The following is a 12475-nucleotide window of genomic DNA, read 5'->3' as shown; positions in this document are numbered from 1 at the left end:
GCTGTTTTTGTTACAAGTTTATAGTCAGATTTGGCTCAGCCTTGATGCTGAGCAATAATAGGCGCTAAGTTCTTATCTTAATGTTGAATATTACTTTGAAATCATGGCTTCATGCGGCGCGTTTACGCACCTTGCCTTTAGCGAGCGCGTCGATCATTTTAGGTTCTGCACTGGCGTATTCTGAGGGAATCTTTGCTTGGCCAGTGTTGCTGCTGGCTTTGCTAACGGCCCTATTGCTGCAAATTCTTTCCAATTTAGCCAATGATTATGGCGATGCGGTAAGTGGTGTTGATGATGATACTCGAGTGGGCCCCGCTCGTGCGATTCAAGCTGGATTGTTGACTAAGCAGCAAATGTTTCGGGCGATTACGCTGGTTGCCCTGCTGGCAGTGTTAAGCGGCATTGCACTACTGGCGGTAAGTTTGGGCAGTAATCCGCAGGCTTGGTTAGGGTTTATCGCCTTGGGTGGGCTGTCGATTGTTGCGGCTATGGCCTACACCATGGGCTCTCGACCTTACGGTTATCGTGGTTTTGGTGATATTAGCGTGTTTTTGTTCTTTGGTTTGCTGGGCGTAATGGGCTCTTATTACTTGCATACTCAGAGCCTGAGTTGGCCAGTCATGATGATAGCGGCAGCTAATGGTTTGCTAGCGACAGCAGTGCTCAACATTAATAATTTGCGAGACTTTTCGCCTGATAAAGCTGCTGGAAAGCTCACCTTGGCGGTGCGCTTAGGCGAGCGTAATGCCCGTCGTTACCACTTGGTATTGGTGGCGCTGGCTTTAATGCTATTTGCCAGCTTTATTGTTTGGCAAAGTAGCGCTAATTTTGCTTGGCTGTGTTTGTTGCCTGCTTTAGTCTTAATGAAGGTAACCAAAACAGTGATGCTTGCGCGCCAGCATCAGTTATTGGACAAGCAATTGCAGCTCACCGCCAAGCTAAGTTTTTTCATCGCCTTGTTGTTTAGCCTTGGTTTGCAGTTTCAATACTAGGGGCTGCCGACTTTTCGCGGATTAGTTTTGTCCGCGAAAATCAGCTAGAAAGTTCAACAGCCGCTAAAGCCTTATCGCCAAATGACACACAATATTCACATTTAATCTACGCAAGGTGGATAAAAAGCGTTGAGCCTAGTCCTTGGCCTTTGCTAAGGTAACTACAGACGTTTTGGAGGATTATCGATGCGCAAGATAGGGATCATCTTGCTGCCAGCCCTAGCAATTGCAGGCCCTAGTTTGGCCAACATGCAGCCTGCCAAGTGGTATAGTGCAGACGGAGTAGGTGTTGTACCTAGTATTGAAGTATTAGGTTTATACGACAGCAACCTTACCAACAGTAATACGGACCAAATTTCTTCTTGGGGAACCATTGTCTCGCCAGCCATTGCTGCTATTTCTGAGCAAGAAAAAAGCACTTATTATGCGGCATATCGCTTGGTGTGGGGCGAGTACTTCGACAGCTCTGAAGACAACTTTTTAGACCACCACCTACGGGTAAATGGCGAATGGGAGTTTAGCGCTCGCCAACGTGCTAAATTGCGTTACGATTTTCGTCGCGACCACGACCAACGTGGTGAAGGTATTTCCTCTGGTGTCGGTGGCGTGATTGACGAACCCGTGCAATATAACCTGCATTGGCTGCATGGTTTATATGGCTTTGGTGCCAGAAGCGCTACCGCGCAGATCGAGCTAGAAGCCAATGCTCGTCAGCTGGATTACCAAAACTTTCGCGAAGTTACTCAGTATCGCGATCGCAATGCTTTTGACGGTAGCGCGCGCTTCTTTTATCGAATGTCGTCAGCCACCCGCTTATTGGCTGAGCTTAAAGCCGGAAAAAGTGACTATAAAACCATCGAACCAAATACGTCAAGTCGCGATTTTAACGACTTACTTGGCTTTGTTGGTGGAGATTGGGCGATAACCGGAAAAACGAAAGGTCGTGCCAAAATCGGTTGGCAACAGCGTGACTTTAAAGAAGGTGAACGTGAAAAGTTTAGCGATTTAAGTTGGTCGCTCGCAGCCGATTGGTCGCCTCGCACCTACTCTACTTTTAGTGTGGAAGGTGGTCGACAAGCCAAAGCTCCAGAGCAAGGCGGTGATGTTATCGACAATACCAACATCACCCTAGACTGGGAGCATTACTGGCAAGATCGCCTAGCTACAACCTTTACGGTTGGTTACGACAACAACGATTATGTGGGCGTAGAACGGCAAGATAAAATTTATGAAGGGCGGGTAGGCGTGAGCTATCAATTCCGTCGCTGGCTAGAAATTTCACTTTGGCAGCTATGGAGAGATAAAGATTCTACGCTTCAGGCCGTTACCTATGATAAGCAAGTTACCAGTCTTAAGTTGAGACTGAGTTTATGATCAAGGATTAAGTTATGCGAAAACACATTGCGCGCCTTAAAAAAGGACTAGTTTTACTAGTCGGCGTGCTGTGTTTTTCTTTGCATGCTGAAACGGTGAGCAACTACCGTTTAGCGGCAGGCGATAGCTTTAGAGTGAGTGTATACGGTGAGCCAGAACTCAGCTTGGAAACCCGTTTATCTGATGACGGGTTTATTCGTTACCCGTTTTTAGGTGAAATAAGAGTGCGTGGCCTTACCCTCACCGAGCTGCAGTTACAGATCCAAAATGGCCTAAAGGGTGACTATTTAGTTGACCCAATGGTGCAAGTGACCATGGTTGAATACCGGCCCTTTTTTATTAATGGTGAAGTGGCTCGCCCCGGCGCCTACCCTTATCAACCCGGCTTAACGGTAAATCGGGCTATAACTCTTGCTGGTGGTTTTACCGAGCGTGCCGGTAAAAGCAAAATTACCATACAAGCAGAAGGGGCTACTCCCGATGAGCGCGAGCGAGTAAGCCTTGAAGACCGGGTCTCTGCTGGTGATGTACTTAATATTCCGCAAAGTTTCTTCTAATCCCATTGTTGGCTTACGCCAAATGCCTATCTAAACCTGTTAGCCTAGTTTTAAGCAAAATAGCGAATATCATCATTGGCTTTCTTAATATCACTATTGTGGTTTGGCTTTTTCGGCCCTATACTCGGCTCTCTTGTCGGAGTGCCGAAAGGCTGAGACCACGGTTAGCTAAGCTACGTTGTGTGGGATCCGTATAACTTGATCAGGATAATGCCTGCGCAGGGAACAAGATAAGTAATCAATTCCTTCTGTTACTACTAGTGTAAAAATGCACTCTTGGTCTAACATTTGGTTACTTTTCCTACATCCGACAAGCCTCATTACTTAAATTTTTATTTAGAGGCCAGTCATGTCAAGACGCGAAACTCGAGCTGCAGCAGAACAATACATTAATAACCTGCAAGGCCAACCTTTTCCAAATTCAGAAAAAATCTATATTCAGGGAAGTCGTGACGATATCCAAGTAGCCATGCGCCAAATTAACCTGTCTGACAGTTTAGTTGGCGGCACCAAAGAAGAACCTACCTTTGAGCCTAACGAGCCGGTACGTGTTTACGACACTTCGGGTATCTACACCGACGAAAACGCAGAGTTAGATGTTCATAAAGGTTTGCCACAATTGCGTAAAGCTTGGATTGAAGAGCGTGGTGATACTGAAGAGTTAGCTGGTTTAAGCTCTAACTTCTCGCAGCAACGCTTGGCAGATGAAGGCCTTGATCATATTCGTTTCGAAAACCTACCAACGCCACGTAAAGCTAAATTAGGCAAAACCGTCACCCAGTTGCACTACGCTCGTCAAGGCATCGTTACCCCAGAGATGGAGTACATTGCTATTCGTGAAAACATGGGCCGCGACAAAATCCGTGAAGAGTTGTTAGCAGAGCAACAAAAAGGCCATTCCTTTGGTGCCTCATTGCCAGAGCACATCACTGGTGAGTTTGTTCGTGATGAAGTGGCACGAGGCCGCGCGATTATTCCGTCTAACATTAACCACGCTGAAGCCGAGCCAATGATTATTGGTCGTAACTTCTTGGTTAAGGTGAATGCCAACATTGGTAACTCAGCGGTAACTTCTTCGATTGAAGAAGAAGTTGAGAAGCTAGTATGGGCAAGCCGTTGGGGCGCCGATACGGTAATGGATTTATCTACTGGCCGTTATATTCACGAAACCCGCGAATGGGTGATTCGTAACTCTCCTGTGCCAATTGGTACTGTGCCTATCTACCAAGCCTTAGAAAAAGTAAACGGCGTTGCCGAAGACCTTACTTGGGAAGTGTTCCGTGACACGCTGATTGAGCAAGCGGAGCAAGGGGTGGATTACTTCACGATTCACGCAGGTGTATTGCTGCGTTACGTGCCAATGACCGCTAAGCGAGTTACTGGCATTGTATCGCGTGGTGGCTCAATTATGGCTAAGTGGTGTTTAGCCCACCATAGAGAAAGCTTCTTGTATGAGCGTTTTCGCGAGATTTGTGAAATTTGTGCCGCCTACGATGTATCACTGTCGCTAGGTGATGGCATGCGTCCTGGCTCGATTGCCGACGCCAACGATGAAGCACAATTTGCTGAGCTAGAAACCTTAGGTGAGCTAACCAAAGTGGCTTGGGAATACGATGTTCAAGTGATTATCGAAGGCCCTGGCCACGTGCCAATGCAAATGATTAAAGAGAACATGGAGAAGCAATTAGAAGAGTGTCATGAAGCACCGTTCTACACGCTTGGTCCATTAATCACCGACATCTCTCCTGGTTACGATCACTTTTCATCGGGCATTGGTGCTGCAATGATCGGTTGGTTTGGTTGTGCTATGTTGTGTTACGTAACCCCTAAAGAACACTTAGGTTTACCTAACAAAGAAGACGTGAAGCAAGGCATGATTGCTTACAAGATCGCTGCTCATGCGGCTGATTTAGCTAAAGGTCATACTGGCGCGCAAATTCGTGATAATGCGATGAGTAAAGCGCGTTTCGAGTTCCGCTGGGAAGACCAATTCAACCTAGCCTTAGACCCAGACACTGCGCGTGCCTATCACGATGAAGCCTTACCACAAGAGTCGGCCAAAGTGGCTCACTTCTGTTCAATGTGTGGACCTAAGTTCTGCTCAATGAAAATCTCTCAAGAAGTGCGTGATTATGCCAACGAGCTGGAAATCAAAATGATTGACGAGCCATTGGCCGATTTAGGTTTTGTGGCCGACGGTATGGCAGAAAAATCTGCTGAGTTTAGAAACAAAGGTGCCGAGATTTACCACTCGCCACTGCGCGCCGAGACCAGCGATGAAGTTTAAGCTGGAAACTGCTGAAGGTTTGCGCCCGCAAATTTGGACTATTGCAGGTAGCGATAGTTGTGCGGGGGCGGGCTTGCAAGCTGACTTGCTAACTGCCCATGATCTTGAGGTGGAGTGCGCAACTGCAGTAACAGCGATAACTGCGCAAAACATTAAGGGAGTGACGGCCATTCAGCCGTCTTCACCTGAACTGTTAGCGGCGCAGCTAGATGCGCTTGCGGCCACCAACCCCGCCAAAGTGATTAAGATTGGCATGTTGGGCAGTGCAGAATTAGTGCGTGTTGTGGCAGATAAAATTGCCACTTATAAGGCGACTTGGGCCGAGCCTCCGTTGGTGGTGTGTGACCCAGTGTTAGTAGCCAGTTCAGGGGCAAACCTAGCCTTGGACGATCTAATGCAAGCCTTACCGGCACTATTGGCACAAACCGATGTGCTAACACCTAATGCCTCAGAGCTAGCAACCTTAAGTGGCGTGGCGTTAAACAGTGTAGCCGAGCTAAAACAAGCTTGTGCAGCTTTGCTTAAGCAGGGCGTTAAAGCGGTGTGGGCCAAAGGTGGACACTTAGCGCTAACTCCCAAGATAGCTTTGGATTATTTCACCGACGGCCAGCGTGAAATTGTATTGTCGAGTGCCATGATTGATGCACCGCATACCCATGGTACCGGCTGTACTTTAGCCTCTGCCTTAGCTTCCGCCTTAGCCCATGATTTTTTCATGGAAGACGCTTTGGTTATTGCTAAAGCCTATGTTTATCAGGGCTTAAAGCAAGTTACTGGACGTGGCAATCTAGCCCATCTTGGGTGGCCTACAGAGCGGGTAAACTTCCCACGGGTTGAGTCGGCACAAACCGAGTTGGGTAAGCAATTTGGCTTAGGTGAGTCTTGGCCAGAGGCCGTGCCTTTTGCGCGCTGTGACACTAATAAGCTGGGTGTTTATCCTGTTGTAGACAGTGTTGAATGGATTGAGCGCTTGTTAAATATGGGCATTAAAACCATTCAGCTACGGATCAAAGATAAAACCGATGCTGAGGTTGAAGCTGATGTTAAACGGGCCATTGATTTGGGGCACCAACATCAAGCGCGTTTGTTTATTAATGACTATTGGCAACTGGCGGTTAAGCATGGTGCTTATGGTGTGCATTTAGGCCAAGAAGATTTAGAAGTGGCCGACTTGCAAAAAATTGCTGCCGCAGGTTTGCGTTTGGGCATTAGTACCCATGGTTATTTTGAATTGCTACGTGCTAGCCAGCTGCAACCGAGTTATATTGCACTTGGGCACATTTTCCCTACTACAACCAAGGATATGCCATCTAAGCCGCAAGGTTTAGCTAAACTCAGCCGTTATGCTCAGTTGATGCAAGATTACCCCTTGGTAGCCATTGGAGGCATCGACTTGCCTCGAGCGAAACAAGTTTGGCAATGTGGTGTGGGCAGTGTGGCAGTGGTACGGGCAATTACCGAAGCAGCCGATCCGGTTGCGGCAGTTGCTGAGCTAGAAGCCATTGTCAGCCAATAAATAGCCAGTCAGCATTAGGAAGCACTATGAGCCAAACCAGCAAGCAATCAACCTTAAGCGATCAAGAAGTTCTTCGTTATAGCCGTCATCTGTTACTTAAGGATGTTGGTGAGGCGGGGCAGCTCAAGTTAAAGAGTGCGCAGGTATTGCTGGTTGGTATGGGCGGATTGGGCGCACCTGCAGCCTTGTATTTGGCTGCGGCTGGTGTTGGCAAATTAGTGTTGGCAGATTTTGATGAAGTAGACAGCTCTAATTTACAGCGCCAAGTCTTGTACCGAGAAGACGATATTAAACAGCCTAAAGTCGTGGCGGCTAAGCAGCATTTGCAAGCTCTAAACTCAAACATTCAGGTGCGAACCGTTAACCGTAAAATGGATGAGATGTTGCTGGCCATGGAAGTGGCTCAAGCCGATGTAGTGCTTGATTGCAGTGACAACATCGCTACTCGTTATGCGGTAAACCAAGCTTGTGTTAAGGCCAAAGTGCCACTAGTTAGCGGAGCTGCGGTTGCCTTTGATGGACAGTTAATGGTGTTTGATTTTCGCCAGGCTGAACAAGGCTGCTATCACTGCCTATTTCCTAATGCTAGTGAACAGCAACTCAACTGCAGTAATGCCGGTATTCTTGGCCCAGTTGTAGGCACCATTGGTAGCTTGCAAGCTTTAGAAACGATTAAGTTGATAGCGGGCATTCCTTCTGCTCAACGCGGTCGTTTTTCCAGTTTTGATGCGCATAGCCTTGAATGGTTTCACCTTAAAGTGAACGCCGATGCAAACTGTCTGGTATGTGGAAAAGTTAAACAAACATCATGATAAATATTGAATTTAATGGTCAAGCACAGTCGCTTGATGCTGAGCTCAACATTGAGCAACTATTAGCATTACACCAGCAAGCACCCGAAGGCATTGCGGTGGTGCTTAATGGCAACATTGTGACTCGCAGCGAATGGGCAAGCACCAAGCTGGCAGACCAAGCCAAAGTAAGAGTATTTCGCGCCATTGCTGGCGGATAAGAGGAAGCCTTGTGTTAAAGATTGCAGATAAGAGTTTTACCAGCCGTTTGTTTACCGGCACTGGCAAATTTGCGACCCCACAGTTAATGAGCCAAAGTATTCAAGCCAGCGGTAGCCAGCTAGTTACTATGGCGATGAAACGTGTCGATGCGCAAGACCAGCAAGACGATATTCTGGTTCCGCTTATTCAAGCTGGTGTGAATCTATTGCCTAATACCTCGGGGGCACGTAACGCAGAAGAAGCGATATTTGCCGCCCAGTTAGCCCGAGAAGCTCTAGGCACTAATTGGCTCAAATTAGAAATTCATCCAGATCCTAAGTATTTAATGCCCGATCCTATCGAAACCTTAACCGCAGCAGAGAAGCTGGTAGAACAAGGTTTTGTGGTGTTGCCTTATGTACATGCCGACCCAGTATTATGCAAACGCCTTGAAGATGTTGGTTGTGCTGCGGTGATGCCCTTAGGCGCGCCTATTGGCACTAACAAAGGGCTACGTAGCCGCGATTTCTTAGAGATTATTATCGAGCAAGCCAATGTACCGGTAGTGGTTGATGCGGGTATTGGAGCGCCTTCCGATGCTGCTCTTGCTATGGAGTTAGGCGCAGATGCGGTGTTGGTTAATACTGCTATGGCTGTGGCTAAAGATCCGGTGGCAATGGCTAAAGCCTTTGCTCAAGCAGTTGAAGCTGGGCGTAGTGCCTACTTGGCAGGTTTGGGCGCAGAGTTGCGTCACGCCGAGGCATCGAGTCCCCTCACTGCATTTTTAGATACTTTGTAATTAGAGAAGCCCATGAGTTTTGCTGAGCATTTAGCCCGTTACGACAATACCGCTGTTCATATGGCAATAAACAGTAAAACCGCTGCTGATGTAGAGCGAGCGCTGGCCAAAGATAAGCTGGACCTTGATGACTTTCAGGCGCTTATTTCACCGGCTGCTGAAGCTTATATTGAGCTTATGGCACAGCGCAGTATGCGTTTAACTCAGCAGCGCTTTGGCAAAACTCAGCAATTCTATATCCCTTTATATCTCAGCAATATGTGCAGCAATGTTTGTGACTATTGTGGCTTTTCCATGGGCAACAAAATTCGTCGCGTCACCTTAGATATGGCGCAGTTAGACGCTGAGCTAGAAGCTATTAAGCAGCTTGGCTTTGACCACATTCTATTAGTTACCGGTGAGTCGGAACGTAAAGTGGGTATGGACTACTTTCGCGAAGTTCTGCCAAGAATTAAGGCGCGTTTTTCTCATGTTTCTATGGAAGTTCAGCCTCTTGAGCAAGACGAGTATGAGGAATTGATTAGCCTTGGCTTAGACGCAGTGATGGTTTATCAAGAAACGTATAATCGCCACCGTTATGCCGAGGTTCACCCTAAAGGTAAAAAACGCGATTTCGATTTTCGCCTTGCAACTCCAGAGCGTTTAGGAGAAGCCGGCATTCGAAAAATGGGCATTGGCGCATTAATTGGTTTGGATGAATGGCGCAGTGACTGTTTTTATGTAGCTGCTCATTTGCAATATTTAGAGCGCAAATATTGGCGGAGTAAGTTTTCAATTTCTTTTCCACGTTTGCGCCCTTGTGAAGGCGGCTTCCAGCCCAAATCGGTGATGACCGACAAACAATTAGTACAACTTATTTGTGCTTATCGTTTGTTTAACCCAGATGTTGAGCTGTCATTATCTACCCGTGAGTCTGAGCACTTCCGTAATCATGCTATTCCACTTGGCATTACCAGCATGAGTGCGTTTTCGAGCACTCAGCCTGGTGGTTATGCAGACGATAGCACCAAAGCGCTTGAACAGTTTGAAATTAGTGACGAACGCCGCCCAGAAGTAGTCGCCGATGCAGTAAAACAAGCTGGCTACCAAGTGGTGTGGAAAGACTGGGATCGGGTACTAGGCTAGTGCAAATATTTTGCTTCTAGCTGTTCTAGTGCCCCTTGCTCTAGTAGCAGCTTAAGTTGCTGATCAAAGCGCTCAACAAACTCAAGGTCTACTTGTTGTTTGCTAAAGGCTAGGTATACCGGTACTTGTCCCAAGGCAGGTTTAATCAGCTTGATACTGTCTGCTTGGCCCTCCTGCATGGCAACTAACTTAGCTTGGCGACTGTCGGTGGCAATCATGTCTAGTCGTCCGCGCAATAAGGATTTAACCAACCCTTCTACACTGTTGTGTTTCTCAACGTCGAATACTTGCTGACTTAGTGCATTATCAAAACTTGGTGAGATGCGGGCATTGCGAACTTTTCCTATACGGTAGTCATCTAGCTCGGCGTAGTCACCAGAGAACTGATTTCCTTGCCAAGAGCTATGAGCAATTAAATGCTGATCTAGCAGTAAAAACGCCGTATCAGGATAATAAAAATACGCTTCACGGTCGGGAGTTCGCATAGTGGGAATTAAGCCCTGGCTTTGGTGGCTTTTTACTTTAGCAAACGCGCGGGCCCAATTGCTTATTTCAAAGTTGGCTTCAACATCTAGTTTTTCAAAGCTTTGTTGAATCAATTCTACAATGATGCCTTCGGCCTTACCTTGAGCATTGAGCATTATATAAGGTGGAAAAACAAAGCTTTGTATATCGATGGCTTTTGCTTGGCACAGGCCAGAGCTGATGATTAGTAAGAAAACTGCGAGTCGTCTCATTTGAGTCCTCATCCTTGAGCTTGCCGCAAAGTATAAAGAATCATGCTAAGGTATGCGACTTTAAACAGCCGCTATTAACCCATTAGTGTGCTGTTTTCGTGACAATATAAGAGGTGGAATGTGTTAAAGAAATTACTAGTAGCCGTAACGCTAGTACTTGCTGTAGTAAGTAGCGCAATGGCCGAGAAGCAAACAGTTGGCGCCGCCGAGCATGTAAAAGTAGTAGAAGCCAACTTAAGGTTTTTAACTCGAATTGATACCGGAGCGGCTAGCACTTCTTTGCATGCGGAAGACATGCGAGTTATCGACGGTGAAAACATTGACCCTGCTGATTACAGCGAGGCCGAACAGAAGTCGGTTGTGCGACCACTTATGCGCAAGAACATTGGCAAATATTTACAATTTACCACCGAGAACGAACACGGTGAAAAGCACCAAGGTAAGGCCTTAATTACCGATGTTGCAGCGGTGCGTAATTCTCAAGGTCTAGAAATTCGCTACAAAGTTGCCTTGGCGATTGCCTGGCAAGGGCAGGCAAAAACCGTAGATGTTAACTTACGCGATCGCAGCAAAATGCATTACAAATTGCTGATTGGCCGTAACTGGCTAGAGGGTGATTACTTGGTCGACGTAGAGCTCAACAAAAACCTGAAATAGCCTCAATTATAAGGTTTGGTGAACCCTAACAAAGCGCGCAAAGCGGGGTTTACCATGTTCTGTGAGACCGTTATAACGATACTCAACCAAGCTGCCAATAGGTGGTGGATCGGCGCGTAATTGATCGCTTAAACCACTGCCTATTTTAAACTGCCGACCCTGTTGGTCTTGAACTACCAAGGCTCCAAGCATACCTCGGTATTTGCCTTTACCATCACTATACGCAATGACTTTAGCCTCGGCATCTTGGTAGCTTTTGTATTTAATGAGCGCATTGCTGCGTGTTGGAAGGTACATAGATTTAGGGTCGCGCAGCATTAATCCTTCACCACCCTCAGCACTGATCTTAGCCAACTGCTGCTCTAGTTTTGGTCGCCCTGGGTAGGCGCGATAAACTGGCACACGCATAAACTCGCTTGCACTGCTAAGGGTTTGCAAATGGCGGTAGCGCTGCTGATAAGGGCCAGGATAGTTGGGTAAATCAAACACCACAAATTGAACTTGTTGCCATTTGTTTAAGTTTACATCTTGTTGTTTGATTAGGCTGACTAAATCACTAAATTGGCCTCTGCCTAACCAAAGCTCTCCATCTACAGCAACCTCTGGTAGTTGCTCGCTTAAGGCGCTGGGAAGGTTAATCACGTGGCCGGCTCGACTAAATAATTGCTTACCGTCCCAATAGGCCCTTACGCCATCGTATTTTTCACATACCCAGTAATCTTGAAGGTCTAAGCCCTGTTGGTAATCACTAGCTAATACCAATGCTGGCGGTTGTGGTGTTTTTGCTAATAGCGGATACGAGCTAAAAAAAAGCATACATAGGCTAAGCTTGGTGCTAAACGAACGATCCATGTTCTACCTGTAATGAGTTAATTGTTATTAATGGTAGTGCAATTTAAGGTGGGTCGCTAGGGCTAGTTGTTATTTAGTCGGGCTTTATTGGCTAATTTGTTGCAGCGATGAGCCATTGAGAAGTGTTTTGTAAAAAGCCTTCAGCTCAGGGCTCGATTGTGACTACGCCCAAACAGTTCGGTTTATGTTTGCCCTTAGTAGCAAGGAGAAGAAAATGGCTCAACATTATCAAGGCCAGTGCCACTGCGGTGCGGTTAAATTTAGCCTACGCACCAGTCTAGAGTCTGCGCTGCGTTGTAATTGCAGTTTGTGTAGGCGTAAGGGAGCTGTGATGCTAACCGCGGAAGAAGACAGTTTTGAGCTGTTGCAAGGTGAGCAGGCCTTAAGCTTGTATCAGTGGAATACTCAAATAGCGAAGCATTACTTTTGTAAACACTGCGGAATTTATACTTTCCACAACCCTCGCTCTGCGCCAGAGCTTACTCGGGTAAATGCAGGTTGTTTGGAAGGCGTCGACCCATTGAGCTTAACGGTGAGTTTGGTAAAGGGCGCAGAGTTATCTACTGAACCAAAATAAAAAAAGCCGA

The 12475-nt window shown here is 46.9% G+C and carries 13 protein-coding genes and 1 riboswitch; of the genes, 11 read left to right on the top strand and 2 right to left on the bottom strand.

From position 1 onward, the window contains the following. Window positions 1-95: 95 nt before the first annotated feature. The 9 genes from K5620_RS20130 to thiH all read left to right on the top strand — a co-directional run bounded on the left by K5620_RS20130 (window position 96) and on the right by thiH (window position 9642). Entirely contained in the window at window positions 96-992 is an 897-nt protein-coding gene (locus tag K5620_RS20130; RefSeq protein ID WP_246612303.1) for a 1,4-dihydroxy-2-naphthoate polyprenyltransferase, read from the top strand. A gap of 186 nt (window positions 993-1178) precedes the next feature. Continuing rightward, window positions 1179-2366 carry an outer membrane beta-barrel protein gene (locus K5620_RS20125; RefSeq protein WP_016402006.1) on the top strand — a complete coding sequence of 396 codons (1188 nt, stop codon included), beginning with the start codon at window positions 1179-1181 and terminating at the stop codon, window positions 2364-2366. A gap of 14 nt (window positions 2367-2380) precedes the next feature. Next, entirely contained in the window at window positions 2381-2923 is a 543-nt protein-coding gene (locus K5620_RS20120) for a polysaccharide biosynthesis/export family protein (RefSeq protein ID WP_016402005.1), read from the top strand. A 127-nt stretch (window positions 2924-3050) separates the two neighbouring features. Beyond that, window positions 3051-3165, top strand: a riboswitch (TPP riboswitch). A 107-nt stretch (window positions 3166-3272) separates the two neighbouring features. Further along, entirely contained in the window at window positions 3273-5210 is a 1938-nt protein-coding gene (thiC, locus tag K5620_RS20115; protein ID WP_016402004.1) for a phosphomethylpyrimidine synthase ThiC, read from the top strand. Next, entirely contained in the window at window positions 5200-6726 is a 1527-nt protein-coding gene (gene thiE, locus K5620_RS20110; protein WP_016402003.1) for a thiamine phosphate synthase, read from the top strand. The genes thiC and thiE overlap by 11 nt, the downstream gene beginning before the upstream one ends. A gap of 26 nt (window positions 6727-6752) precedes the next feature. Continuing rightward, complete coding sequence (locus tag K5620_RS20105; RefSeq protein WP_016402002.1) at window positions 6753-7538, top strand: HesA/MoeB/ThiF family protein; 786 nt, start codon at window positions 6753-6755, stop codon at window positions 7536-7538. After that, entirely contained in the window at window positions 7535-7738 is a 204-nt protein-coding gene (gene thiS, locus K5620_RS20100) for a sulfur carrier protein ThiS (RefSeq protein ID WP_016402001.1), read from the top strand. Before K5620_RS20105 ends, thiS begins: the two co-directional genes overlap by 4 nt. An 11-nt stretch (window positions 7739-7749) precedes the next feature. Then, window positions 7750-8517 carry a thiazole synthase gene (locus K5620_RS20095; RefSeq protein ID WP_016402000.1) on the top strand — a complete coding sequence of 256 codons (768 nt, stop codon included), beginning with the start codon at window positions 7750-7752 and terminating at the stop codon, window positions 8515-8517. A 12-nt stretch (window positions 8518-8529) separates the two neighbouring features. Beyond that, window positions 8530-9642 carry a 2-iminoacetate synthase ThiH gene (gene thiH, locus K5620_RS20090; RefSeq protein WP_016401999.1) on the top strand — a complete coding sequence of 371 codons (1113 nt, stop codon included), beginning with the start codon at window positions 8530-8532 and terminating at the stop codon, window positions 9640-9642. On the opposite strand, the gene K5620_RS20085 is transcribed toward thiH, so the two are convergent. Then, the gene (locus K5620_RS20085) at window positions 9639-10379 is read right to left on the bottom strand and encodes a substrate-binding periplasmic protein (protein WP_040307219.1); all 741 of its coding nucleotides are present in this window, start codon (window positions 10377-10379) and stop codon (window positions 9639-9641) included. The two genes, thiH and K5620_RS20085, sit on opposite strands and share 4 nt — an antisense overlap. Window positions 10380-10499: 120 nt before the next feature. Between K5620_RS20085 and K5620_RS20080 the strand changes: the two genes are divergently transcribed. Continuing rightward, window positions 10500-11036: a putative ATP-dependent zinc protease gene (locus tag K5620_RS20080; RefSeq protein ID WP_016401997.1), complete on the top strand. Its 537-nt coding sequence runs from the start codon at window positions 10500-10502 to the stop codon at window positions 11034-11036. Window positions 11037-11042: 6 nt separating this feature from the next. On the opposite strand, the gene K5620_RS20075 is transcribed toward K5620_RS20080, so the two are convergent. Next, window positions 11043-11888 (bottom strand): DNA ligase, encoded by an 846-nt coding sequence (locus tag K5620_RS20075; protein ID WP_016401996.1) that lies wholly within the window; start codon window positions 11886-11888, stop codon window positions 11043-11045. Between the two features lie 214 nt (window positions 11889-12102). On the opposite strand from K5620_RS20075, the gene K5620_RS20070 reads away from it, so the two are divergent. Then, window positions 12103-12465 (top strand): GFA family protein, encoded by a 363-nt coding sequence (locus tag K5620_RS20070; protein WP_016401995.1) that lies wholly within the window; start codon window positions 12103-12105, stop codon window positions 12463-12465. Window positions 12466-12475: the final 10 nt, after the last annotated feature.

The sequence above is a fragment of the Agarivorans albus genome (assembly GCF_019670105.1).
GTDB lineage: Bacteria > Pseudomonadota > Gammaproteobacteria > Enterobacterales > Celerinatantimonadaceae > Agarivorans > Agarivorans albus.
This window is presented reverse-complemented; position numbering and strand designations above follow the sequence as displayed.